This is a genomic window from Nostoc sp. PA-18-2419 (assembly GCF_005869855.1).
In the GTDB taxonomy this organism is placed as follows: Bacteria; Cyanobacteriota; Cyanobacteriia; order Cyanobacteriales; family Nostocaceae; genus Nostoc.
Genome location: NZ_SZNH01000006.1, coordinates 154,787 through 178,701, shown reverse-complemented (window position 1 = coordinate 178,701; position 23,915 = coordinate 154,787). Strand labels below are relative to the sequence as shown.

General features: G+C 41.7%; 22 protein-coding genes and 2 pseudogenes. 11 read left to right on the top strand and 13 right to left on the bottom strand.

The annotated features are described in order from the left end of the window. Window positions 1-51 precede the first annotated feature (51 nt). Window positions 52-1,227, bottom strand: a complete 1,176-nt coding sequence (locus FCR06_RS08820) for an AI-2E family transporter (protein WP_138498673.1) — start codon at window positions 1,225-1,227, stop codon at window positions 52-54. Between the two features lie 109 nt (window positions 1,228-1,336). On the opposite strand from FCR06_RS08820, the gene FCR06_RS08815 reads away from it, so the two are divergent. Beyond that, window positions 1,337-1,828, top strand: coding sequence for a hypothetical protein (locus tag FCR06_RS08815; protein ID WP_223280080.1), 492 nt, complete (start codon window positions 1,337-1,339; stop codon window positions 1,826-1,828). A gap of 286 nt (window positions 1,829-2,114) precedes the next feature. Further along, complete coding sequence (locus FCR06_RS08810) at window positions 2,115-3,539, top strand: LCP family protein (protein WP_138498671.1); 1,425 nt, start codon at window positions 2,115-2,117, stop codon at window positions 3,537-3,539. A gap of 187 nt (window positions 3,540-3,726) precedes the next feature. Here FCR06_RS08810 and FCR06_RS08805 read toward each other — a convergent pair whose 3' ends face one another. Further along, window positions 3,727-4,800, bottom strand: coding sequence for an anthranilate phosphoribosyltransferase family protein (locus tag FCR06_RS08805; protein ID WP_138498669.1), 1,074 nt, complete (start codon window positions 4,798-4,800; stop codon window positions 3,727-3,729). A gap of 204 nt (window positions 4,801-5,004) precedes the next feature. On the opposite strand from FCR06_RS08805, the gene FCR06_RS08800 reads away from it, so the two are divergent. The 3 genes from FCR06_RS08800 (at window position 5,005) to FCR06_RS32485 (ending at window position 7,554) form a co-directional block, all read left to right on the top strand. Next, complete coding sequence (locus FCR06_RS08800; RefSeq protein WP_138498667.1) at window positions 5,005-5,628, top strand: DUF1003 domain-containing protein; 624 nt, start codon at window positions 5,005-5,007, stop codon at window positions 5,626-5,628. A 113-nt stretch (window positions 5,629-5,741) separates the two neighbouring features. Further along, window positions 5,742-7,220: an alpha-amylase gene (locus tag FCR06_RS08795; protein ID WP_138498665.1), complete on the top strand. Its 1,479-nt coding sequence runs from the start codon at window positions 5,742-5,744 to the stop codon at window positions 7,218-7,220. A 175-nt stretch (window positions 7,221-7,395) separates the two neighbouring features. Continuing rightward, complete coding sequence (locus FCR06_RS32485; protein WP_189523357.1) at window positions 7,396-7,554, top strand: hypothetical protein; 159 nt, start codon at window positions 7,396-7,398, stop codon at window positions 7,552-7,554. On the opposite strand, the gene FCR06_RS08790 is transcribed toward FCR06_RS32485, so the two are convergent. The 3 genes and pseudogenes from FCR06_RS08790 to queG all read right to left on the bottom strand — a co-directional run bounded on the left by FCR06_RS08790 (window position 7,551) and on the right by queG (window position 10,487). Further along, window positions 7,551-8,498 carry a LysR family transcriptional regulator gene (locus FCR06_RS08790; RefSeq protein WP_138498663.1) on the bottom strand — a complete coding sequence of 316 codons (948 nt, stop codon included), beginning with the start codon at window positions 8,496-8,498 and terminating at the stop codon, window positions 7,551-7,553. The two genes, FCR06_RS32485 and FCR06_RS08790, sit on opposite strands and share 4 nt — an antisense overlap. A 402-nt stretch (window positions 8,499-8,900) precedes the next feature. After that, window positions 8,901-9,542 carry an HAD-IA family hydrolase gene (locus FCR06_RS33445; RefSeq protein ID WP_223280079.1) on the bottom strand — a complete coding sequence of 214 codons (642 nt, stop codon included), beginning with the start codon at window positions 9,540-9,542 and terminating at the stop codon, window positions 8,901-8,903. Continuing rightward, window positions 9,517-10,487, bottom strand: a pseudogene (queG, locus tag FCR06_RS33440) (tRNA epoxyqueuosine(34) reductase QueG). The gene FCR06_RS33445 and the pseudogene queG overlap by 26 nt, the downstream one beginning before the upstream one ends. Window positions 10,488-10,772: 285 nt before the next feature. Here queG and FCR06_RS08780 point away from each other — a divergent pair. Beyond that, on the top strand, window positions 10,773-11,201 hold the full coding sequence (locus FCR06_RS08780) for a nuclear transport factor 2 family protein (protein ID WP_138498660.1): 429 nt from the start codon (window positions 10,773-10,775) through the stop codon (window positions 11,199-11,201). Window positions 11,202-11,487: 286 nt separating this feature from the next. Here the strand turns inward: FCR06_RS08780 and FCR06_RS08775 are convergent, their stop codons facing one another. From FCR06_RS08775 to FCR06_RS08765, 3 genes are all read right to left on the bottom strand, one after another. Further along, window positions 11,488-11,913 carry an ATP-binding protein gene (locus FCR06_RS08775; protein WP_138498659.1) on the bottom strand — a complete coding sequence of 142 codons (426 nt, stop codon included), beginning with the start codon at window positions 11,911-11,913 and terminating at the stop codon, window positions 11,488-11,490. A gap of 3 nt (window positions 11,914-11,916) precedes the next feature. Beyond that, window positions 11,917-13,590: a SpoIIE family protein phosphatase gene (locus FCR06_RS08770; protein ID WP_138498658.1), complete on the bottom strand. Its 1,674-nt coding sequence runs from the start codon at window positions 13,588-13,590 to the stop codon at window positions 11,917-11,919. 156 nt (window positions 13,591-13,746) lie between these two features. Continuing rightward, a complete protein-coding gene (locus tag FCR06_RS08765) occupies window positions 13,747-14,466 on the bottom strand; it encodes a response regulator transcription factor (protein ID WP_138498657.1) in 720 nt (239 codons plus the stop codon). A 548-nt stretch (window positions 14,467-15,014) separates the two neighbouring features. Here FCR06_RS08765 and FCR06_RS08760 point away from each other — a divergent pair. Together FCR06_RS08760 and ftsE are read left to right on the top strand one after the other, a co-directional pair. Continuing rightward, window positions 15,015-15,773: a WecB/TagA/CpsF family glycosyltransferase gene (locus FCR06_RS08760; protein ID WP_138498656.1), complete on the top strand. Its 759-nt coding sequence runs from the start codon at window positions 15,015-15,017 to the stop codon at window positions 15,771-15,773. A gap of 205 nt (window positions 15,774-15,978) precedes the next feature. Beyond that, entirely contained in the window at window positions 15,979-16,725 is a 747-nt protein-coding gene (gene ftsE / locus FCR06_RS08755) for a cell division ATP-binding protein FtsE (RefSeq protein ID WP_138498655.1), read from the top strand. Between the two features lie 49 nt (window positions 16,726-16,774). Here ftsE and FCR06_RS08750 read toward each other — a convergent pair whose 3' ends face one another. Both FCR06_RS08750 and FCR06_RS33435 read right to left on the bottom strand, forming a co-directional pair. Beyond that, on the bottom strand, window positions 16,775-17,632 hold the full coding sequence (locus FCR06_RS08750) for an armadillo-type fold-containing protein (RefSeq protein ID WP_138498654.1): 858 nt from the start codon (window positions 17,630-17,632) through the stop codon (window positions 16,775-16,777). Between the two features lie 334 nt (window positions 17,633-17,966). Further along, window positions 17,967-18,226 (bottom strand): annotated as a pseudogene (locus FCR06_RS33435) (hypothetical protein); the annotation flags it as partial. 94 nt (window positions 18,227-18,320) lie between these two features. Between FCR06_RS33435 and FCR06_RS08740 the strand changes: the two are divergent. Further along, window positions 18,321-19,214 (top strand): alpha/beta fold hydrolase, encoded by an 894-nt coding sequence (locus FCR06_RS08740; RefSeq protein WP_138498653.1) that lies wholly within the window; start codon window positions 18,321-18,323, stop codon window positions 19,212-19,214. A 298-nt stretch (window positions 19,215-19,512) separates the two neighbouring features. On the opposite strand, the gene FCR06_RS08730 is transcribed toward FCR06_RS08740, so the two are convergent. Continuing rightward, complete coding sequence (locus FCR06_RS08730; protein WP_138498651.1) at window positions 19,513-20,046, bottom strand: DUF4330 domain-containing protein; 534 nt, start codon at window positions 20,044-20,046, stop codon at window positions 19,513-19,515. A 393-nt stretch (window positions 20,047-20,439) separates the two neighbouring features. Between FCR06_RS08730 and FCR06_RS08725 the strand changes: the two genes are divergently transcribed. After that, entirely contained in the window at window positions 20,440-21,297 is an 858-nt protein-coding gene (locus FCR06_RS08725) for a M48 family metallopeptidase (RefSeq protein ID WP_138498650.1), read from the top strand. A gap of 74 nt (window positions 21,298-21,371) precedes the next feature. On the opposite strand, the gene FCR06_RS08720 is transcribed toward FCR06_RS08725, so the two are convergent. Beyond that, complete coding sequence (locus tag FCR06_RS08720; RefSeq protein WP_138498649.1) at window positions 21,372-22,127, bottom strand: metallophosphoesterase family protein; 756 nt, start codon at window positions 22,125-22,127, stop codon at window positions 21,372-21,374. 258 nt (window positions 22,128-22,385) lie between these two features. Between FCR06_RS08720 and FCR06_RS32475 the strand changes: the two genes are divergently transcribed. Continuing rightward, entirely contained in the window at window positions 22,386-22,544 is a 159-nt protein-coding gene (locus tag FCR06_RS32475) for a hypothetical protein (RefSeq protein ID WP_189523359.1), read from the top strand. Between the two features lie 194 nt (window positions 22,545-22,738). Here FCR06_RS32475 and FCR06_RS08715 read toward each other — a convergent pair whose 3' ends face one another. Further along, window positions 22,739-23,596 carry a neutral zinc metallopeptidase gene (locus FCR06_RS08715; RefSeq protein ID WP_138498647.1) on the bottom strand — a complete coding sequence of 286 codons (858 nt, stop codon included), beginning with the start codon at window positions 23,594-23,596 and terminating at the stop codon, window positions 22,739-22,741. Between the last annotated feature and the right edge of the window lie 319 nt (window positions 23,597-23,915).

Below are 23,915 nucleotides of genomic sequence, written 5' to 3'. Positions count from 1 at the left end.
GTAGCTTGCTTATCATGCACAGGCGAGTATTACGAATTACGCGCAGCACTACTAAGGTGATGTCGCTTCCGAAATGCTGAGAGTGTTTTTGGCATCGGCTTTCGGGGGGTCGTTTGCAGTAATCGGTGCAGTTATCTCCCCATTAGCACCCTCTTCAGTTTCACCACTCAGCCCTCCGGGACGCAGCGCACCCAAAGCAGTCTTAATCACAACAGCTGTGGGTACTGCCACAATTACACCCAAAAGTCCGCCAATTCTTGCTCCTGTCAAGACTGAAATTAATACCCAAACTGGGTTTAAACCAGTAAAGCTACCTAAAATTCGGGGAGCAATTAAATTTTCGAGAATTTGTTGTACGATTACTGCTGCGATCAAAACTTTCACACCCATTGAGAAATCTTGCAGCGCCACCAATAGTGTAGTTAGGATGATGCCTACAGAACCACCAAAAGGCACGAGAGCCATGATGCCAATAGTCAGGCCAAATAGCAAACCAAATGGTACTTTCAGCCACAAAAAACTCGGAATCAAGGCTGAGGCCATGCAGGTAGATAAAATCAACTGGGTGATGAAGAAATTTTGGAAGCTCAAGCGCACGGTTTTAGAGAAAGGGTCTCGAAATTTAGTAGGTAGCCATTCCACTAAACTTTGCCACAGTTCACCTCCATGCTGTAAAAGATAAAAAGTCAAAACCATCGTCAAGAGAAAATCTAGCAGACTAGTAAATGTGACTACAGCTAGATTTAAGACTTGTCCGGCGATCGCTTGCAATTGTCCCTTGACGCGATCATTGATTTGCACTACCAAAGCATCGAGATTTATGGGTAAGCCGAAAGTATCAGCTTTTTCGTTTAGAATCATTAGCTGAGAGCGTCCAGAGTCAATTAACTCTGGTAAGCGAGCCACTAGTTGCTGAGCTTGGGTGAGGGCTAGAGGAAAAAGTGTCACACCCAATGCCAATAAAATCGATAAAGCCAAGAGAAATACTAAAATAGCAACTTGCTCTCGTTTAGCACCTTGATGCTCCATCCAACTTACGGGGTAGTTGAGTAGAAATGCTAGCACCGAGGCTCCGACTAAAATGACTATCAGAGAATGGAAATAATTAAAAAACACCGAAATTGCCCAACCATTGAGAACTAGCAGCGGAACGAATAACGCGATCGCCCCGATTCGCGCTATTGGTGTAAATGTCTGCCACCAGTCAAGTAGCTTACGTGTCTGCATTTTCAGCTGATTGCGGAATAGAACAAGATTAAATCTTTCTTTACAGTTTATTATCTCTAACTATACGAGTCTTATTCATCCTTCTAGTTTAGGAGTTAAACTAAGCCCAATGGAGAATTATCAACCAAAAGAGACTGGGGATGGCGAAATGGGAACTGGGGACTGGAGACTGGGGACTGGGAGAGATGAAGCAGGCAAAAGGGCAGAGGAGCGAATAACTCCTCACTCAACACTCATCAGTCAACACTCCCAATCCTCAATCCCGAAAACAGAGTTACTCCTATACTTAGTTCCGATTATCGGTTTTTTCCCATCTCTGTGGACTCTCTATCGCCGCCAGGGTAGTCGGGAACAACTTGCTGTTAGTCGTTTGTCTATTACTTTGGCACTTACTTGGCTATTAGGATATTTATTATTGGTTACTGGAGCAGCAACTTCAGATTTTTTTACGCTACGTTTATTTATCCTCAATAGCTTTCTCACATCAGGTTATTTTTTAGTGAGTGTCTGGTTGATTTTCCGCTTGATACATAACAAATCTGGGCGTTTACCAGGGTTTACTACTTTCGCAGAACGGGTAGTTGGCAAGTACTTATCTTAAATTTTTTGAATGTCTTTTAACAGTATTTTTACTTACTTTTGGGAAAATTAAAATTAATTTATTAGTACTATCTAGTCAAATCTAGTTTATTATTGCCATACTTCAGAAAAACATTTCCAGATTTACCCAAAAGAAGGAAAAATGCTGCTATAAGTGTTGTGGTTGACACTACATTAAAAATGTTAGCACTAATAATTAAGAGTTAGGTATTATGGGTTGATTTGTCTGCATATTTTTCGTCTGCAAATTTACCGAATTTGATTAGTGAATAAGTGTGAGGAAGTCTGTGACCATTCAAAGAAGTTCGGCGGAAGAAAACCAATCGGGAAAAGCCTCAAAATCGATTAAAAAAATTTCTCGCAACTCCAAATCTGGACGTTGGCTGTGGTTTTGGGTAGGTATGAGTGGGATTGCGATGGTGTCAGCAACAGCAGGGGCTTTGTTGGCGGTGTCTTTAACTAGTACGCCTTTGCAGCAAGCCCAGCTAAGTCCACAGGATGAAGCAGTGTTTGATGGCGATCGCATCTCTGGAGGTGTGCTACGATTTTCCGAATTAACTCGCCCGGTTAATCTATTAATTATGGGAATGAGTGTACTACCACCAGATATCCAAAATCCCCCTGAAGAAACTAAAAATCTCAAATACTTACCCCAAGTCAACTCTTTTGATGGTCTTTCTGATGTGATGCTCTTGCTCAAATTTGATCCAGAGACGAAAAAAATAATTATGCTCTCGATTCCCAGAGATACTCGCACAGAAATAGAGGGGTATGGAGTTAAAAAAATTAATGCTGCCAATGTTGATGGTGGGCCAGCTTTAACTGCTAAAACTGTCAGTAACCTCTTAGGTGGAGTGGGAATTGATCGCTATGTCCGAATTAACGTTTTGGGAGTTGCGAAGCTAATCGATGCTTTAGGTGGCGTAACAGTGTATGTCCCCAAAGATATGAAGTACCAAGATGATTCTCAGCATTTATATATCAATTTGAAAGCAGGTAAGCAACATCTTGGCGGCGATCAGGCACTACAATTGCTTCGTTTTCGACATGACGAACTCGGAGATATTGGTCGGATTCAGCGACAGCAAATGGTTATCCGTGCTTTGATGGATCAGACTCTCAATCCGGCTACTGTAGCTCAATTACCTAAAGTTCTTGATGTAGTCAAAGAACACATTGACACTAACTTGACGGTTGAGGAGTTATTGGCACTATTGGGTTTCGGAGTGCGGACAAATCGCTCCAACATGCAAATGTTAATGCTCCCGGGTCGCTTTAGCGAGAAGAATGAGTTTAATGCAAGCTATTGGTTACCTAACAAAAATGGTATTGCCAAACTCATGGCTGCACATTTTGGTCTGGAATCAGAGGAGCAACAACAACCACAGGTAACTGACCCAGGTTCCTTACGTGTAGCAATTCAAGATAGTACAGGTGGCGATCGCTCTAACCTGCAACCATTAATTAGAGCTTTGGAAAAATTTGGTTATCACAATATCTATATAGCTAAGGCATGGGGTGAACCTTTAGAGGTAACTCATATCGTCGCTCAACAAGGAGATGGTGACAGTGCTGAATCAATTCGTAATACTTTGGGATTTGGAGAAGTACGTGTAGAAAGTACTGGCAACCTTGCCTCGGATATCAGCATTCAAGTCGGTCAAGATTGGTTACAACAAAAATCTATTTTGGAGGAATCACTAAGTAAGTAATTCCTAATTCGTAATTCGTAATACTCGCCTCCGGCGAGAAGCAAGCTACGTAATGACGCTCTCTATGAGACCCGCAAGGGACGAGGACACGGCAGGAGCTGCCAAGACAGTAATTCGTAATTCGTAATTAATTACGAATTATGTTGACACCTTGAAATAAGAAAATTCATACTTATAACTAAACTGTTTACACTGACATAAATGCTGCTGAGAGCGAATTTACTAACTGGCTGAGTTCTTGGAGTTTAGCTGCTACTGCACCATTGGCTATTAATTCTTCTGCTTTAGTTAAAGCTTCTGACATATTAGTGCAAATGCCACTACGCCATAGGTAAAATCCGCCATTCCACAAGGCGGTTTGCATTAATTCTCCTGGTTTACCTGCTAAAACTTCCTGAATATCTGTCACCAGTTGTTCAGTAGTTCCAAGGGGTACATTCTTGGTAGTAATGCCGTAATCACGCGGTACGAGGTGCAATCGTTCTATCTCTGGGGATGCTGGCGATGAAGATAAGCTGATGATTGCAGTGCGATCGCGTGGTAAGTCGCAGCTGCCTTCCAATCCTTTCACTAATGTAAATTTTGTTACTCCTCGCAACCCTAAAGCTGTCTGAAACATCCCTTCAGTCGGTGGATGGACAAACCCAGCAATTAGGTGAGCATTTCCGGCATAAGGACACCAAATTAACTCCATTGTCGCCAAAGGAGGACGTTTGCCAAGTTGGTCGCGGTACTCCCAAATACTTGTAGTCAAGGGGAAATGCTGAGGTAGATAAATAAAGCCGATTCTTGTTTGTGCAAATACTTGCTGGGTTTTTGCTAGGGGTAGGACAGTCCAATCGACTCCCAAACCCTGCCAAATATCTATTAAAGGTAATCCGTACTTAGTTGGTAAGCGATCGCTACCGTGCATTACTACTGGTTGTCCAGCTGCGGCGAGTAATAAAGCTGTTACTGGACTAATTGGTGCAGTGCGCGTTCTACCATCGTAAGGGATGCCCAGAATGATCGCTGGCTGCTCACAGACGATTGGTTGCAGTTTTGGGCCGAGTTGATCATAGGCATCCAACATTCCCGCTAACTCTTCCCCTGTAGGACGCTTGATTCGATGAGCAATCAAAAACGCTCCAATTTGCGCTGGTGTAGCTTCACCCAGCAGCATCATTTTAGTAGCGGTGGCTGCTTGGGCGCGAGTTAAATTCTCGCCTGTGTGGTTACCACTGCCTATTTTTTGGACGAATTCCCTAAATATATTGCTCATTTGTCCTTTGTGAAAATAACTAATAACTAATGACACTTAATAAAGTAAACCAAAAAGTTTTTCCTGAAGAGCGATGCCTTGGGCAGACTAGACCTACGGTAATCCAGTTTACGTAGTTTCAAGTCCTATCTACTACCTCCTGTATAATTAATTTTTCAGGATATAAGCAATAATCGAGTAACATCTAGATTCAGGAGTTGTTGTATGACGGACAACACAGACGATACAGCTAACAAATACATCAAACGTGCTAACAAATTCAACTTCAAAACTTCTCGAAATCAAGTTTTCACGGCTCCATTACCAGACCCAATTACAAAAAATATTGAAGCGGTTAGTTCGCTTCATAGCCAGGAAGTTCGAGATATTCCCACCCACCAACGGATACTAGAAGCGATCGCAACATTCTTTGGGCGATCAACATTTCTCTATAGTTTGCTAGTCATACTGGCTATCTGGATTTTTAGCAGTTTTTTTGATCGCTTTTTACCATTCAACCTGCCCTCATTTAGCTGGTCAGGTCAAGGCTTAGATGCAGCTGCATTGGTGATTTCAACCGGAGTCCTAGTGCGACAAACTCGCCAAGAAAACTTTGCCGAACAGCGAGCGCAATTAATGCTACAGCTTAACCTGCTCTCCGAGCAAAAAATTGCCAAGATTATTGCTTTATTAGAAGAACTGCGTACCGATTTACCTAATGTAGTAAATCGGCATGATTCTGAAGCCCAATTGATGCAGGAACCAGCTGACCCGATTGCAGTATTGGAAGCACTCCAGAAAAACCTAGCTGAAGAACTGTCATCCACACAAGAAAACAATATAAGTTAATCGCAGTTTATTAATAGATTTTTGTTTCTATTTAGACACAAAAAATAAAACTTAATGTATAGTTTTTGTGTCAGGAATCAAAATTTATCGTAAATTTTACTACAGGGATAGACATGGCTCAACTGAATGGTGTAATGATGCAGTACTTCCATTGGTATATCCCTCCGGATGGCAATCTTTGGAATGAGTTCAAAGAGAAAGTGAAGGACTTAGCTGATGCAGGTGTTACATCTGTTTGGTTACCCCCAGCTTACAAAGGAACAGGGGGTGGCTACGATGTCGGCTACGGGGTTTACGATATGTATGATTTAGGGGAGTTTGACCAGAAAGGCTCGGTTCGGACAAAATACGGCACAAAAGACGAGTATCTCGCTGCGATCAAAGCGGCAAAAGCTGCTGGTATTCGAGTGTATGCTGATGTTGTTCTTAACCACAAGTTAGGTGCAGACGAAGCCGAAGAGGTGGAAGCAACGCCTTATAGTCCAGATGATCGCAACCACCCCATCGGCGACATGCAAACGATTAAAGTGTGGACTCACTTTACCTTTCCAGGTCGTAAAGGCAAATACTCGGACATGGAATGGCACTGGTGGCACTTCGATGCAGTTGATTACAACGTTTACAACGAAGGTGAAAACGCTGTTTATCTGTTCAAAGATAAACATTTTGACGATAATGTTGACCTGGAAAAAGGTGCTTTCGACTATCTGATGGGATGCGACCTGGATATGGAGAGTCCAGAAGTACGCGAGGAGTTGAATCGCTGGGGTGAGTGGTTTGTAGAAACCACTCAAATAGATGGCTTTCGTTTTGATGCCGTTAAACACGTGAGAGCTGGCTTTTTCCCAGAGTGGCTAATTCACTGTCGCCAAAAGGCAGGTCGCGAGCTTTTTGCTGTTGGTGAATATTGGTCTTATGAAGTTGAAGCGCTGCACCATTTCATTAACATTACTGGTGGTGATGTGTTGCTGTTTGATGCGCCATTGCACTATAACTTTAGCGCTGCTAGCAAACAAGGCAATGACTACGATATGCGGCAGATATTTGATAATACCTTGGTGCAGCAGCAACCTGCTTTAGCCGTCACCTTAGTAGAGAATCATGATTCTCAACCTTTGCAGTCGTTGGAGTCTGTAGTTGAAAGCTGGTTTAAACCGTTGGCTTATGCGTTGATTCTATTGCGAAGTGAGGGTTATCCCTGTATCTTCTATGCAGATTACTATGGTGCTAATTACAAAGATAAGGGCCCAGATGGCAACGAGTATGAGATTTGGCTCGATAGTCATCAATGGATAATTGATAAATTTTTGCACGCTCGTCAAACCTATGCCTATGGCGACCAATATGATTATTTCGACCACGCTAATACAATCGGCTGGACACGCTTAGGAGATGAAGAACATCCTGGCGGTATGGCGGTTGTTTTGAGTAATGGGGGAGAGGGGACTAAGTGGATGGAAGTAGGGCAAGCCAACACCACTTATATTGACATCACCGAACATATCAGCGAACCTGTCACAACGAATGAAGAAGGCTGGGCCGATTTTCGATGCAGTGCTGGTTCTGTTTCTGTGTGGGTTCCACAATCTTAGTCAGGGTTTTAGTAAGCTGTTCCACATTGAACTTGCATAATTAGAGCGAGCAAGATGCCCACTCCACAAGAGTTATATAAATTTTAGATATGCAAACTAGATGTGGTTTAGCTTAGCATTGATGCAGAAAGTTACGCGCTATACAAAGACGGGGCATCAGCTTTTATTTTAGGCAATGGATAACCTTCTTGTGTCACTTTCAGAGATTAGGTACTCGGAAAGTGACACAAGAGAGATAACTTTCTCAAACAAACAGATCGCTGGTATCGATGGCATACTTGCCCGCTTTATAGCGATCGCTCTTTGGGAAAAACTTTTTAGTTTACTGAGTTAACAAGCCGAGCGCTGCTGGTCAATTTGTACTGGGATATTTTCCTGCACGAGTTGCCAAAAGTGCTTGATGGGAGGAATTTGCAGCCGATCCTGTGTTGTGACCATAACTACCCGGCGAGTCAAACTAGAACCATCTGGCAAACCACCAGTACCATTAGTTGCTAGGGAACGAATCGCTAAGGTAGGGTCTTGGCGTGCTTCTACTAATGCCGATTGAGGTAGTAAAGCTATCAGTTCACCTTGACGCACTACTCCCCGAAAGGCATCTAGGGTATTTACCTCTAAAGCTGCTTGGAGTTTAGCCTCCATTCGCTCAAATCTATCTTGGATTAAACGCTGCATCCCGTAACCATCTTTAAAAACCACTTGAGGATAACGAATCAACTCTGACCAAGGGATAAATTCATATTTCGCCAGGGGATGATTGACTGCGGTTAGAACTTCTATAGGTTCATCGTAAAGTACTTCTACTACCATTTCTCTGCCAGTGGTTAAAAAGCGATTATTCATCACAATTGCTAAATCTACCAATCCATCTTTGAGGACTTTCAAGGCGCGATCGCTTCCCAATGAAGTCACCCGCAATTGCACATCTGGATAATCATGACAAAATTTTTGTAACACTGGTGGTAAATAAGAGCCGCACAGGGAATGAATTGCAGCTATGCAAAGTTCTGGCTGTTTTCCGGCTATCAAATCGCTTAATTCTTCCGTGGCTGTCTGCCATTCTTGGCAAATTTTGCGGACACGAGGTAGCAAACGTTCACCTGCTAGTGTCAGCTTGGCATGACTGGTTCTGTGAAACAGTTCTATCCCCAAATCTGCTTCTAATGCCTGGATTTGGCGACTAATCGTCGATTGGGTAACACCACACGTTCGCGCTGCTTGTTGAAAGCTGCCGGTTTGGGCGATCGCTAGAAAGGCTTGCAACTGCTCTAAGCGCATGTTTATGTAGCCTGCATTACATTATATAGGTTTCATTAAGTTAACGGATTTCTAACCATAATTTAGTAGAGTTTGTTACTGGTCTTTTCCTCTGTTTGACATTTGTTTAGAATGGGTCTTACCCCCACGTTCATCGATTATCCGCTTTGTATCGAATTTTTGAGCAAATATCGCCAAAAAAGACTTGACTAGATTTTTTCTACAATATGTAAAATTTTAGATGAAGTTTTTAATTCATGACATTATGCAGCAGATTATCAGGTTTGCATAACATACAGGAGATTACAAGTTAATGTATTATATCCCTCCCAAGGCATCGATGAGGATGCCCAATAGGGCGGGTAAGGTAGTGTACTTAACTTAGAGCAAGGTACCGTAGCTTTTTAATCTACTACATCTTTATTAATTAAACTCTGACTTCATGACTTCCAGTAGTTCGCTAGGTCGGTGAATTAAATAATCTGGATTTTGCTTAGCTAGTACTTCTGATGAATTAAAGCCCCAAGTCACTGCAATTACTTGAATATTTGCTTTTTTTGATGCTTCTATATCTCTAGTTTCATCTCCCACATAAATAACTTCTTGAGGTTTGAGTTGTTTTTGCCTTAATACATTATTGATAATCGTTGTTTTACCAAAAATTGTAATTCCTGAATATATAAAATCAAATAAGTGATTTAAATTATTGATTGTCAGGAACTGAGTTACATTCTCTTTAGAATTAGAAGTAATAATTCCTAGTTTATATCCTTGAGCTTGGAGTTCTGTTAATGCTTCTTTTATTCCGGGAATGGGCTTTAATTCAGGAATTTTATCTTTTAATTCTCCTTTAACTTTTTTTACGAGAAAAGGTATCTTAAAGAGCGAAACTCCGGAGTACTTAATAATTTCCCTAGATGTTAAGTTTTTGAGTAGGGTTAATTGGTCTGGGGTTATTTGTATATAACCAAAATCTACAGCTAGACGATTAGCAATACTTACAAGGGCATCTACGGTATCTGCAATCGTGCCATCAAAATCAAAAATAATTACTTTTTGGGTCATCTCTGGCCTAGATACGTCAAGATTAGCTCGAGCGTTGCGCCGTAACATTTCTGGCTTAATGCGTCGTAAGGCGGATGCTGGAAATCGTTTGTCCCATTCGCAATCTGAGATTTGGGCTAATTCTAACAGTTGTGGAGCAAGATTCCCAGGATAAGGCGCAAACTCTGTGATATCTGTAGTCTTAGCAAAACGTTGATTCCAAGGACAAACATCTTGGCAGATGTCACAACCAGCAACCCAGCCATGTAAATGGGGTGTGAGTGTCTGTGGTAATTCTTCTGCCCGATTTTCAATTGTATGATAAGCAATGCAGCGATTAGCATCCACAACAAAAGGCTGAGTAATTGCACCTGTAGGACAAGCTTCAAGACAACGAGTACAGCTACCACAGTGTTGTGTATGAGGGCGATCACTCTCTAATTCTAAGTTGGTCAATACTTCTCCCAAAAAGACCCAAGAGCCATAATCGCGTGTAATCACGTTACCATTTTTGGCAATCCAACCAATTCCGGCTTGTTGTGCCCAGATTTTATCTTGCACTGGCCCTGTGTCTGCATAATAAATTGCGCGAATGCTGTCATCAAGGGATTTTAGCCATGTGGTTAGTTGTTTAAGCTTTTTATGTATCACCTTGTGATAATCCCTTCCCCAGCTATAACGCGAAATTTTGGCGTATTCTTTACCTTGGGGACGTTGATGTGGTGTGTAGTAATTTAGTGCTACACAGACTAGTGATCGCACCTCTGGCATCACTAACCGGATATCCTGACGCTTTGGGTTAGTCATCCATTCCATATCGGCGTGATAACCCAGCGCTATCCATGCTTGTAACCTCTGCGCTTGTGTGGCATCTACCCTATATACAGCAGCAATTCCAACTTGATGAAAGCCTAACTCGCTAGCTTTTTGTTTAATTACGCTGCTGGTTACCGAACACTGATTCATTGTTTTTTATCCGGATTTGCCTAACTATAGGCATATAGATTATACATTATTTAGTCATTTTTTGATAAATATTTGTTGCTTATTTTACATTTATCATCTCAAATCCCTGACCTGTTTCCGAAATTAGGGATCTATCTGCTGAGAACTCGACCAAAATTTGTCCAACCAAAACTTCCATCGTCAGAAAGATTTGTACGTGTGTAGCAATCTATCTCAATAGTGGCTTTCTTTTTACCAATTTTTGTACTGAAATTAATATTTAGTTAGCTTGATACAGGAAATTTTATGACCTCTGCTGAAATATCCCCACTACAACACGAAGCAGAATTCCAGATTGAGGGAATTAGACAAACAAGTGTACTGCGTTATTTTCAAACATTAAATGCCGGAGAATTTGACGCAACTGCGGCTTTATTTGCCAAAGACGGTGTGATGCATCCACCGTTAGAATCTGATATTGTTGGATGTGATGCGATCGCAGCTTACTTAAAGCAAGAAGCCCAAAATATTAAAGCTTACCCCAACACAGGAATAAGCGACACTTTGGAAGACGGTAATATCCAAGTCCAAGTCACAGGCAAAGCACAAACCTCTTGGTGCGGCGTGAATGTCTTGTGGCTATTTATCCTCAACCAACAACAGCAAATTTTATATACTAGAATCAAACTTTTAGCTTCACCTCAAGAGTTACTATCTTTACGTCGCCAAAAGTAGCTAGTACAGCAGAGCGGAAATAAACCAACCATTTTTAATGTCTGAAACCCTTGCGAACAGCTAATTACGAATTACTGTCTTCGCAGCTCCCGCCGAGTCCTCGTCCCTTGCGCGTCTCGTAGAGAGCGTCATTACGTAGCTTGCTTCTCGCTGGAGGCAAGTATTACGAATTACTGTCTTCGAAGCGGTAGCGATAGCGAAGCGTTAGCGACGGAGGAGCGTCGGAACGAGCGTCATTACGAATTACGCCTGACAGTACTAGTGATCATCATCGCTCATAGACTACTCATTTGACTAATTCAGGTAAAGTAGCTTCTAACTTGAGACAATTAGCGCCATTAATCTGCAACTTATAATCTACTTTATCCATCAGACGATTCATAATCAGCCAACCATAACCACCTTCTTGTTTTTCAACTGGGTTCGGTGCGTAGTATGTAGACATATCAAAGCCTTCGCCATAGTCCCAAACTTCTAAGGCCAGGTCTCGGTCTTTGAGTTCCAAACGCAGTAAAATCGGCAAATTTGGTTTGTCCCTATGGGCATGACGTACTGCATTTGAGTACGCTTCTACCAAAGCTAACCTCAAACGACTCGATTGGCGCGACCAATCTACTGATTCTCCTAGCTGGATTTTCAAACATCCCAGCAACCAGTTTTCAACAATATTCAGAAAGTTCAAATCACTTGGTACTTGAAGCTCACTTTTCATTACTTACAAAATCTCCAGTGAGAGTATAGTTTGATCGTCTTCTTGGACGTGGTTATCTGCTTGGATGCGAGCTAGTAAATGGTTAAGAGAAAGCGGTTTTTGCTGTTGCTGCAAGAGTTGCCAAAGACCATCTTGATTCAGCATAGAACGCTCAACTGGCTCAACGCCAGACGCGGTTTTTACTGATTTGTAATTATTATTTAATACCATTGCCTCAGTAATACCATCACTAGCTAGTAACAATGTGTCTCCAGGAGCGAGAACCAAGCTACCAGACTGTGCTTGCCATTTGGGCAATATCCCCAAAGGGACGCTGCGAACTTTGAGGTAATTGGGACTGTCGGCTAATGCTGCTTTCTGTGACCATAATAGTGGATAGATATGACCGGCATTAGTATAAATGAGTTCCCTCGTCGTTGGGGTATAACAAGCTAATACCAGAGTGATGAAATAATTATTACTAATCAAGTCTTCACTCAGAGCATGGTTAAGGTTCTGCATGACGATATTTGGTTGGGCTGGTGCTTCTTGAGATAATTCCCGGCGCAGGACAGAAATAACACTAGCCATAAATAAAGCAGCTGGGACACCCTTGCCAGAAACGTCACCTACAGCCAACCACAAGTCGCCTTTGGGATGGACAAATACTTCAAAAAAATCGCCTCCGACTTCCCGCGCTGGGTAGCAGCAAGCTTGTACCTTTACACCTTTGATATCAGGTAAAGTTTGGCGCAGAAGATTGTATTGAATTTTACGAGCCACCTCCAATTCAGTGTGAATCTGCTGTTGTTTTTCCTGGAGGCGTTGGTAGAGTTTTGCTTGAGACAGAGCTAAGGCTGCTTGTTCGGCAACACCGACAATTAATTGGATATCTTCACCTTGCCAAGGGCGATCGCGTCCCGATTGATAAAGAGCCAGTACAGCGACTAAGTGCTGTTGATAGCTAAGTGGTACAACTAGATGATGGCAAGCGATACCGTTGGATATTTCTTGAGCAAGTTGACTATCACGAGTTTGCAGAACTTTTTCAATTAAAGGACTGACGTCGAAAGCGCAATCAAATACATCAGATTGAGGATCGTGGTATGAAAATAGGTCTGGTGTCAGGCGATCGCCCTCTATTGGCATGAGCAAACAGCTGGTGGCTTCAAATGTTTGTCCGATAGTTGCTACAGTTTTTTGCAACATACTGTCGTAGTCTAAAGACTCCCGAATTGCAGTTGTCACCGCATTAAACAAGGATTCTCGCCGTAAAGCTCTGCGTAACTCTTGGGTGCGCTTCTTCACTAGGCGGTATGTATCCGTGGCTTGCTCAACTAAAGCCCTCAGCCGCTCCGGATTCCAGGGTTTAGTGATGTACTTGAACACCTGACCAGAGTTAATCGCGTCTACCAAATCTTCCACATCAGTAAAACCAGTTAATAAAATCCGAATTGTGTCCGGAAACCGTTCCACTGTGCGACTAAAAAATTCGCTACCACTCATTTCTGGCATTCTTTGATCAGAAATAATCACAGCCATCTCACCAACTTTCTCCAAGATTTCTAAAGCACCAAGAGCATGATTAGCTTTATATACTTGGAAATCTCGCCTAAAAGTGCGGTAGAGTAAATCTAAGTTATCCGGCTCATCGTCCACGACCATGAGCTTAAGTTTGTCCACTCCTGTCTCAGCCATATTTGACTTTATTTTTCAACTATTTTAATGGCGAGATAGTATAATCTTTATCTCACCTGAGAACCAACAAAAACTCAGAACTAATCATCGTCAACAGTTATCAGTTATCAGTGTTTAAAACCTTGATAACTGTTTACTGTCAGTTGAATTTAACTTTTATCCTACTAACCCAGAACGCAAGGCACGGACTGCTGCTTGGGTACGGTCATCGGCACATAGCTTATTCAAGATATTGCGGACATGAGTTTTAACAGTTCCAACAGTGATGTAAAGTCTTTCCGCAATTACTGCATTGCTACAACCTTCGACAATCAACTGTAACACTTCTAACTCTCTTTCTGTCAGGGTGTAAGGTTCAATGCCTTCTAGATTGTCCGTCAATTCAGGGTTAGGGGCAACGGTCTTGGTATCAACAAAAGCCGATTCCGACTTTTGGGGGTTTTGTTGTGCTTGTTGTAATACAATTCGAGCGATCGCCGGATCGATCCACGCGTTGCCATTATAGGTTACTCGCACTGCTTCCAGCAAATTATCAAATTTGATATCCTTCATACAGTAGGAGTCTGCTCCAGCAGCAAAAGCTGCCAATACCGCTTCTCGATTATCCCTTAGTGTCAAAATTAACACCTTTGTGCTTAACTCTTCGCTATTAGTAGTAGATTTTACCTCCCGTGTCAACTCAATGCCATCTTTATCTGGTAAACCAATATCTACTATGGCAATATCTGGTTGTAGCACTTTTAACATTTTTAGCCCTTCAGCGGCATTGGCGGCTTCTCCTACAACTTCAATTTCATCCTTTTGTTGCAGTGCTGTGCGAATTCCTACACGAGTCAGATCATGATCTTCAATCAGAGCGATACGAATTTTACTCATAGCCAACTTCAGCCCGTTACACTACCTTAACTGTAAAGTCGAGTTTACTAAAAAGTCTTAATAAGCGCAGATTTAAAGATATTCTGTGTATGGAGGTTTCACACCTGAATAACTCAAATCCTACGTCAAAAAGCAACACAGTCCTGACAATTAAAGGTACTTGATGTCCCGTTAATTGTCGTGCAATTCCCCACCACAGGTAACGCTTCGCGTGTGGTCTGAGTACTCTTGTGCAGGTCTACATGGAAATGCAATTTGAGTAAAGCTAACGTGTAACGGCATTGCTACACCCTTTGTCAACGTTAGACTTTAACAATAAAATTGCCACTGGTTTAGTCGAAGTACAAGCACTAAGGATAATTAGTTAAATTATGCTTTCTATTGTTGCAGCTGTTGTCTTTGATAGGAGGCAGTCGTACCGTTAAGTAGGAAGTGACTGACGAGCCTAATAATGAAAACTGGAGCGACTCGTCTTTAATTCTTCCGTGATAAAAATATTTGATAAACTTAACGTTCAAGGAAATGTGGTGTGAAATCAACAATAACTTATGTCTAAATCGCCTAAAGCATTTTCAGTATTGGGGATACCAGTTCATGTGATGACTAACTATCCAGGCTGGTTATTAGAATGCATGCAACAAGGCAGAGGAACTCATGTGGTAACGCTCAATGCAGAAATGACTATGCAGGCAGAGCGGAACAAATTTCTCGCTCAGACGATTAAAAATGCTGAACTAGTGATTCCTGATGGAGCTGGAGTTGTTTTGTATTTACGCTGGCTGTTATGGCAAAAAGTGCAGCGTTTTCCGGGAATCGAATTAGCAGAAAAGCTTTTACAAGAACTTGGACAGCGCCAGACAGGGGCAAAGGTATTTTTCTATGGCGCCGCACCTGGAGTAGCCTCAATTGCAGCAGAGTTTTGGCAGCAGCAAGTTCCAAATTTGAATATTGTAGGTACTCACTCAGGCTACCACTCCCCAGAAGAAGAAGCACAATTGCAACAAACTCTTACCCAATTAAAACCACAAGTGATTTTTGTAGGTTTAGGAGTGCCACGTCAAGAATTATGGATTGCCCAAAACCGCCATTTATGTCCTCAAGCAATTTGGATTGGCGTCGGTGGCAGTTTTGATATTTGGTCAGGTACTAAAACTCGCGCTCCCGCTTGGTTAGGAAATAATAATTTGGAATGGCTATATCGGCTGTATCAAGAACCTTGGCGGTGGCGGCGGATGCTGGCTTTGCCGGAATTTGCAGTCAAAGCCTTTGTTTATCGCTGTACTGCAAGGAGTGCTATTAAGTGCTGATTTGTTAGCTTTGGTTAGGAGTTTTAAGCGATCAATTCTCAACTCTGAGTGCTATTACTTAGTTACTAATGAAGTCTTGAAAAAATTTTAAATTTCTCTGTTGGATTTGAAATTCCCAGGCAAAACCTGGGAATTCTGATTTTGGGGGGAATGTCAAATCGAAGTTGGCAAAGTGTTTGGTTGTGGGTATGAGGAGAATTTAACAATGCCAGTATTAACAACTGAAGTTAAGACAGAGAAATCCGTTGCTCGACACAACAGTGAAACTCAACAGCACACTAGTAATACTGCTGCCAAGGTGCAATTGCAATCTGTAACTAAGACCTATACTAATGGCTGTCATGCGTTGCTCAATGCCAACCTTGAAGTTAAAAAGGGAGAATTTCTCTTTATCACAGGCCCAAGTGGTTCTGGTAAATCAACGCTCTTGAAACTGCTGTATGGGCAGGAGTTACCAACACAGGGAGAAGTAATCGTTGATGAATGTAATGTCGCGGCTTTAAGAGGCGATCGCTTGTCTTTATTACGACGACGTATTGGCATTGTGTTTCAAGATTACAAACTAATTACTCAACGGACAGTAGCAGAAAATGTAACTTTTGTACTCCAAGCTCAAGGGTATACCCGTAAAGAAATTCAACGCCGTTTAGAACCAACGTTGAAGCTGGTAGGTTTGCTGAATAAAGCTGACTGCTTTCCAGATCAATTGTCTGGAGGAGAGCAACAGCGAGTGAGTATTGCTAGGGCAATTATTAGTACACCACCATTGCTGCTGGCTGACGAACCAACGGGAAATCTCGATCCAGATAATTCCTGGCAAGTTATACAAATTCTCCAGAAGTTAAATTCTTTTGGCGCTACGGTGATTGTTACCACTCACGACGAACAATTAGTGCGACGGTGCAATCAACCAGTAGCCCAAGTCCGCAATGGACAGCTATTTCGGAAATAATAATTGAGCATGGGGCATTGATTATTCACAAATGACCAATGACAAATGACTAATAAATATGGTGTTTGAGTTTTGCTGATATGGGTACGAAAGTTGTGGCTGTTTTGGGCGGTAGTAGTTGTAGGCGATCGCAGGCTTGTAAGCTCTTAAAAGCTGCCTCTCGAATCAGAACTTCCTCCTCTCTACTCAGTAGGAGTTGCAAGCATTGGACTACATCTTCCTGCACTGAAGAATCAACTTGCTTACGGGTAATTAATTTGGTGAGTTGACGCAAGGCAATTAATCTTTTCAATGGATCTTTTTCTGTTAAATTGACTAACAACTGCTCGACCTGGTCTTCTTGTTGATTTCCATAAAAGTTGACAATTTGCCATACCAATAAAATTAAAGTTAATAGTACTCCCACACCTTGGACGATCGCGCCAGCAGCAATCCACCGACTATCAGAGTCAACCCAAATTGCAGCCGCCATGTAAGTGCTGACAGTCCCAAGACCACCACTCAGGACTGCTAAGACTAACCGACGGTTTGAACTGTTTAAAAACTCACGTATTTTAGACCAGTGCAATTGCCAGTCCCACGCCTGCATTGAGTAAACTAGTACCATTACTCCAACGCCAATTGACAAAGCTAATAGCAGTTTCCAGTTCCACAACAACATAGCAACGACAATTGTCAGGAACCCAAGAAAGCCGCCAGGACCAGAGAAGCGCTTAAAAGTTTTCGGTTTTAAGCTTCCTCCTAACTTGAAAATCAAGAGTAGGGAGTGGGGAGTAGGGAGTAGGGTATGTTCCTTTTTCATGTTTAGTTGTGGGTTTTTTCCGTGATTAGCTGTCTTGAACTTTGTCAGCGACCAGTTGGGGATTTGGTTGAGCAATTGCTGCCAAGAAGACGAAGCCTGTGACACAGTGTTTACCTACTTGATTACGAAATTACTTATTGTATAAGTTTTATTAAAAAATGCAGAAATCAAGAAGTATCTCGAATTAGTAAAAATACAGGTGATTATACAGGAGAATTCAAAAGCAAAGCAAGCTTTGCCGAGGCGTCAGAATTAATGAATTAGAATCGGGTCTGTACCTAGCTGCTAAACTTAAATAGTGTACTTAGCTTTCCTTGAAATCTGCTATAAGCACCCTAATTTCTACTCTTCGGGAGACTGATGAATAATATACTCTAAAAGAATACCCGGATTGGGTCGAGCAAGCTTGATTTTGTGAGTGAGTTTTTAAAGTTTTAGTTTAAAGACAAAAACGAAAGTCATCAAGGGTGAATTGACCATCAAAAGCCCAGAAGGTGGGGCTTTTGATGTTATTCCCACTTATAGATAATAAGGTATTGGCAGAAATAGCCGAATCAGAATTGGCAAGATTAGCGCCTGGTAGTACATTTCTACCAAAAGTTGCTGATCGCGATCGTAACCTGAAAGTACTAACCGCTGCGAACTAGTGACAAAAGCACTAACTGAGTTCACAGGATGCAAGAAAGTCGGCTTTATATATTGTGCGGTGAGCGTCTCGCCTGCCTAATATATGCAATTTTATGTGAAACAGCTTACCTGTGTTAATTAATCATTAGAGTCAAGAAAAATATTTATGTTTCAGCCAATAGGATTTGAACAACGCTCGGTAATTACCTCATTAGGTAAAATGGTGTACTATACGGCCGCTGGATCACCTTGGCAAAACGATGTGACAGCCGACGACCGAGAAACTTTAGTGTTTTTGCACGCCTTTGGTGGTGGGTCTTCTGCTTATGAGTGGTCGAAAGTTTATCCTGCTTTTGCTGCTGAATATAGGGTTATTGCGCCAGATTTAATTGGTTGGGGTAGATCTGAACATCCAGCACGCAGTTATAAAATTGACGATTATTTGACCACAATTCGGGAATTTTTTCAGCAGACTTGCAGCGGCCCAGTAACAACGATCGCTTCTTCTTTAACCGCAGCATTTATAATTAGAGTAGCGATCGCTCATCCAGATTTATTTAAGTCTTTAATTCTCACTACTCCTGCCGGACTTTCTGACTTTGGTGAAGACTATTCTCGCAGCTTTTTTGCTCAGTTAGTCAGTGTTCCGATTATTGATCGTGTGCTATACAGTACTGGAGTTGCTACTAGTGGCGGTATTCGTGGCTTCTTAGAGCAGCGACAATTTGCTCAACCTAATCGAATCTACGAAGAAATTGTAGATGCTTATCTACAATCAGCCCAGCAGCCAAATGCTGAGTATGCAGCACTGTCTTTTGTACGTGGCGATTTATGCTTTGATTTATCTCTTTATATTCAACAATTGACCACCCCCACCGCCATTATTTGGGGACAAAAATCGGAATTTACAGGGCCTTCAATTGGTCGCCGCCTCGCCGAAATTAATCCCCAAGCAATCCGATTTTTTCAACAATTAGAAGACGTGGGATTAACACCGCACTTAGAATTGCCAGGAGTAACAATTGGATTAATTCGCCGATTTTTACCTTTGCTTAATTAATGTCAGAATTCACAAGCGGAGTTGGAAATATTTTCCGTGCTCCGCTCATTAGTAAGAATTCCGAATCTAGCTAGGGACTTCCAATTAAAAAAATATTCCATCCCTGCGGGACGCTACGCGAACGCCTTGAGGGCAGGGGAGCAGGGAGCAGGAGGAGAGAAAGTCGTTTTGATGGGCATGAAATTGGATAATTTATTTTCTGGAAGTCCCCTAGAAATTTAAAAATCAAATGTTTGATAAATTATTGACTTTTAAACTATTAAGCTTAGGTATTAAAGCCTTCTGAATTCTGACAAAACTATTTGTCTTTTAACCTGACATCAATGACAGTAGCATTGAAGTTGTAGTTAAAACCTTCCAATTCAAATGGCATCCCAATTTTGACTTTACTGTTACCAAGAACTGGACCACTGTCAGTTACTTGGGCTTTGCCATCTAAAGTTAAAATAAAATCTGTACTAAAATTATTGGTTTTTGGATCTGGTAATTCTTTCACGGAACCATCAGGCTGGGAAACATTGACTGTTCTAGGTAGTTGTTGAATTGATTTAATCTCAATCTCACCATAGGGTTGATTACGGATAATTACATTTGTTTTACCACCTTTTTTTAATCCGTTATTAAATAATTGTTCGGGGTCACGTACATTTAAACCACGGACTACTAAATCTACTTCTATGGGTGCTATTTTCTCACCAACTTGGGCAAGACCCAAGCTAGACAAGAAGCTAGACATGATCACAAATACAACTACCAGGCTGACCAGCGCAGCACCTAAATCAAGGAGGTTAATTTTGCCGAACAAACGACCTTTTGAATCTAAAATAGCCATAAAAAGTTTTCCAAGGTAATAGCGAAGTAATTGATTGTAGCAACAAGTTTTGCGATGGGAATGGCAACTTTATCTATTTGGTAATAACTCAAAGCGGCTGAGCCTTGTAGTCATGCGACAGTTTATCACGTGTTCGTCAGTTTCGAGTTGCGACAGCTAACCCTCAAATTTTTGCCTCTTGGAACTGATGTACTCGAAAGGTAAAATCTCATGTTCAAGCCTATCTCTAGAGGGAATCGTTAGCTGTGTCAACTTCAGTATATTTGCGTAAAGATTCACTGTATAACAAGCCCTTTGGTTTTGAGCTAACAATGCAACATAGAATATTTTAAATCCGTCTCATAATTTGTCTTATCATCTTACGTTCTCCCAAAATTATCTTCAGTACAGATTATGTTGAATTGGAAAGGTTTTATTGGAAATTACCGGATGTGGCGTCGTCGCTGGTTTTATCCAGTAATTTCAGTGGTAGTTGCCCTAAGCCTGTGCTTAAGTACACCCTTACCCGGAAGAGCTTTAGACTTATTGCCTCTTCTATTCCAAGGAGTCCAGGTATTTCAGCTTTCTAATATATCCTCTCGCCAGGAAGTCGATCTGGGTAAGCAGATTAATCAGGAATTGGTAAATAGTCAAGTGCGACTTTACCGCAATCCAGAAGTTAATCGCTATGTGGAAAAAGTCGGACGGCGTTTGGCAGCTAATAGCGATCGCCCCGATCTCCCTTATACTTTCCAAGTAGTTGAAGATAAGTCTATTAATGCTTTCGCGACTTTGGGAGGTTATGTATATGTCCATACAGGCTTGCTGAAAACCGCAGATAATGAAGCGGAACTAGCAAGCGTACTCGCCCACGAAATTGGTCACATTGGCGGCAAACACGTAGTCAAACAAATGCAGCAAAAAGCCCTTGAAAGTGGTCTATTAACAGCAGCTGGCTTAGACCGGAGTACGGCGGTACAAATTGGTGTACAGTTGGCGCGAGACTTGCCACGCAGTCGTCAAAATGAATTTGAAGCCGATGAAAGAGGATTAAGAACTTTGACACGCACTGGTTACGCCCAGTCGGCGATGGTTTCTTTTATGCAAAAGCTGTTGAAACAGGGTGGTTCTGTGCCCACATTTTTGAGTACTCACCCCGGAACAAGTGATCGCATTGCTGCCCTCAAACGTGAAATTGAGGAGCAACCTAGCAATGGAAGTTATGGCTTAGATAAAGCTAGTTATAGAGCCAATATTCGACCATTAGCCTGATGTTTAGGGCATTGGGTACTAGGAAAACTCTTGCCTAATTCCCAGTCCCTACTAAAGAGTCCCCACTTCCTCGATCAATTGTAATTGCGGCGATTAACTTTAATTTTGGCTGGATCGATGGCAATCGCCATATCCCCTAAGGGCACAGCACGCAGATAATTTCTAAAAATATTAACTTGATAAACCAAGTGATTTGTAACATCTAGCCCAGTCAACCAGCCACTCCGGGGATGATATGCGCCAGTATCTATGCCTAGCCATCCCTGTCCTTGTGCAAGTTGACCAGGAGAAACACCCGGTAAAGTAAAGGTAATGGTGTGACCGATAATAATTTGCTTATCGGGAAAGTAAGGCTTGGGAATGCTGTGAAATTCTTCTCGTATCCAGCATAATTCATCGGCTGTTTGTTCTCTGACTGGTTTAGAAGGGTCAACACCAGCATGAGTTAACCAAATATCCCCTAAATCAATATATGTAGGCAAAGCCTTGAACCAATCTAAATGGTCATCTGGAATTGTAGCCTCGTGGTAACTGGCTACAGTCGCTTGCCCCCCACTATATAGCCATGCTTGCATCCTTGGGGAGGAAGTCCTTTCATCAGTCAGAATGCTTAATAACATCTGCTCGTGATTTCCCAGCAAACACGGGTAGTTATTTCGTTTGACAAAATTTACTACTTGTGCACTATGAGGTCCGCGATCAATTAAGTCTCCGAGAAAATAGACCCGATCGTCTGATGTCGGAGCGATCGCCTCCAACAATGTCATTAAACCTTCATAGTGACCATGTACATCCCCAATTACAATTCGTCTGGGGTTAGTTTCGCTCATTGTCTCTTGGCTGCAATAATTTGGATTTTTGGCTAATACTTCTGCTACAGTTTAAGCTGTCTGGTTTACGCAATTACAAGTGAAAGTACTGAATAAGTTTTATTTTAATTTAAAGTTTTATTTTAATTTAATTATTATCTCAGTTAGCAATCAGGTTGACTGACATCGCAATACAATATAATTTATGGTTTTTGTGACAAGCAGCGATTACGATTAGCGATCGCTCAAGCAAACTAAAAAGTTCGCAACACTGCGGCAGTGTCTCAAGAAGATCTATTAGCCAAAATTACAGATAATGACAAAAGGATTGGCGAAAAAGACTGTCAAATTCTATTGCAATCAGGGATGTCTATTAATGCGAATGTCAAATTGCGTCAGCGCACAATTATGAGTATCTTCACCGATTTCTTAGTGTAAAAAACTCAACGCTTAAAGTCCCTCTGCTAATTTCTTGTAAAAGTCCTTGTTTGCGTTGTGTTCTCTGCGCCTTTGCGTGAGACAAAAAATCTGCCGCTAATACGTTTGTTTGTTTCATATAGCTAGGTCATGAATTGACTTTATGTCAAGAAGATATTGCAAAAAATTTGCAATGGAAATTGTTTTATAACTTTTTAAATATTTGTCTTACCAAAGGTATTACATTGCTGAGTATCACCAGTCTGAATACCTTGCTTAAACCAGCGAACTCTTTGGCTTGAACTGCCATGTGTAAAAGATTCTGGTACCGCATACCCTTTAGCTTGTTCTTGTAAGCGGTCATCTCCAATACTACTAGCGGCGTTCAATGCTTCTTCAATATCACCTCTCTCCAGAATTTGCCGTGAGCGCTGTGCATGATTTGCCCAAACCCCTGCAAAACAGTCTGCTTGTAATTCTAATCGTACAGAAAGCTGATTTGCTTGGGTCTGATTTGCTTTGTCCTGCAATAATCCAACTTTCTCTGAAATTCCTAGTAAATTCTGGACGTGATGCCCAACTTCATGAGCAATTACATATGCTTGAGCAAAATCTCCCGGTGCTTGGTATCGAGTTTTTAAATCGCGATAAAAACTTAAATCAATATATACTTTGCGATCGCGCGGACAATAAAAAGGCCCGACTACTGAACGCGTAAATCCGCAAGCAGACTGCACTGCACCCGAGTAAAGAACTAATTTGGGTTGTACGTAAGTTTGTCCGTTTTGCCGAAATAGTTCGCTCCATGTATCTTCTGTATCAGCTAGCACCACAGATACAAAATCTGCCATCTGGTCTTGAGCTTTAGAGCCTCTTGATTGGGGTGACTCAGCCACAGGACTATCATTCGATGTCCGATCTTGTTCCCAAATCACACTGGGGTCGCCACCCAAAAGCAAAACGACTAGCGATATGAGTACTGCTCCAATACCTCCACCTACGACAGGAGCAGAAACTTTCATCCCACGGCGGTCTTCAACATTTGTACTCCTACGACCCAATTGCCAACGCATAATTTCTGCTTCCTAAATTGATTCAAAAGGTAGTTGCAATTGGGTTGGATTAAATCTAAACCAGCCCTCTAGCTACGCAATCAAATCTTACCCTTCTCAAGCATAGATCTCCTCTATCTACAGATGAAACGGCAATCAAGCATAGTAAATCTTTAGAAAGATGATGATCAAATAAACTTATCTCAGCACAAACTCTTGAAGCGTTCAACTCCTTAAATCAAATCAAAAGTTACAACTAATTGATCCTGCTGCGTTCTGGCAATTATGAAAGTAAGCTAAATGTCAAAAATTAACCCAGTAAAATATAAATACACATCTT

What these genes read in the sequence shown, in the direction of transcription:
- FCR06_RS08720 (WP_138498649.1), bottom strand. Translation starts at nt 22,127, where the DNA reads ATGAGCGAAACTAACCCCAGACGAATTGTAATTGGGGATGTACATGGT.
- FCR06_RS08795 (WP_138498665.1), top strand. Translation starts at nt 5,742, where the DNA reads ATGGCTCAACTGAATGGTGTAATGATGCAGTACTTCCATTGGTATATC.
- FCR06_RS08770 (WP_138498658.1), bottom strand. Translation starts at nt 13,590, where the DNA reads ATGGCTGAGACAGGAGTGGACAAACTTAAGCTCATGGTCGTGGACGAT.
- FCR06_RS08775 (WP_138498659.1), bottom strand. Translation starts at nt 11,913, where the DNA reads ATGAAAAGTGAGCTTCAAGTACCAAGTGATTTGAACTTTCTGAATATT.
- FCR06_RS08820 (WP_138498673.1), bottom strand. Translation starts at nt 1,227, where the DNA reads ATGCAGACACGTAAGCTACTTGACTGGTGGCAGACATTTACACCAATA.
- FCR06_RS08740 (WP_138498653.1), top strand. Translation starts at nt 18,321, where the DNA reads ATGTTTCAGCCAATAGGATTTGAACAACGCTCGGTAATTACCTCATTA.
- FCR06_RS08760 (WP_138498656.1), top strand. Translation starts at nt 15,015, where the DNA reads ATGTCTAAATCGCCTAAAGCATTTTCAGTATTGGGGATACCAGTTCAT.
- FCR06_RS08790 (WP_138498663.1), bottom strand. Translation starts at nt 8,498, where the DNA reads ATGCGCTTAGAGCAGTTGCAAGCCTTTCTAGCGATCGCCCAAACCGGC.
- FCR06_RS08805 (WP_138498669.1), bottom strand. Translation starts at nt 4,800, where the DNA reads ATGAGCAATATATTTAGGGAATTCGTCCAAAAAATAGGCAGTGGTAAC.
- FCR06_RS08765 (WP_138498657.1), bottom strand. Translation starts at nt 14,466, where the DNA reads ATGAGTAAAATTCGTATCGCTCTGATTGAAGATCATGATCTGACTCGT.
- FCR06_RS32485 (WP_189523357.1), top strand. Translation starts at nt 7,396, where the DNA reads ATGGATAACCTTCTTGTGTCACTTTCAGAGATTAGGTACTCGGAAAGT.
- ftsE (WP_138498655.1), top strand. Translation starts at nt 15,979, where the DNA reads ATGCCAGTATTAACAACTGAAGTTAAGACAGAGAAATCCGTTGCTCGA.
- FCR06_RS08780 (WP_138498660.1), top strand. Translation starts at nt 10,773, where the DNA reads ATGACCTCTGCTGAAATATCCCCACTACAACACGAAGCAGAATTCCAG.
- FCR06_RS08815 (WP_223280080.1), top strand. Translation starts at nt 1,337, where the DNA reads ATGGAGAATTATCAACCAAAAGAGACTGGGGATGGCGAAATGGGAACT.
- FCR06_RS33445 (WP_223280079.1), bottom strand. Translation starts at nt 9,542, where the DNA reads ATGACCCAAAAAGTAATTATTTTTGATTTTGATGGCACGATTGCAGAT.
- FCR06_RS08800 (WP_138498667.1), top strand. Translation starts at nt 5,005, where the DNA reads ATGACGGACAACACAGACGATACAGCTAACAAATACATCAAACGTGCT.
- FCR06_RS08725 (WP_138498650.1), top strand. Translation starts at nt 20,440, where the DNA reads ATGTTGAATTGGAAAGGTTTTATTGGAAATTACCGGATGTGGCGTCGT.
- FCR06_RS08730 (WP_138498651.1), bottom strand. Translation starts at nt 20,046, where the DNA reads ATGGCTATTTTAGATTCAAAAGGTCGTTTGTTCGGCAAAATTAACCTC.
- FCR06_RS08715 (WP_138498647.1), bottom strand. Translation starts at nt 23,596, where the DNA reads ATGCGTTGGCAATTGGGTCGTAGGAGTACAAATGTTGAAGACCGCCGT.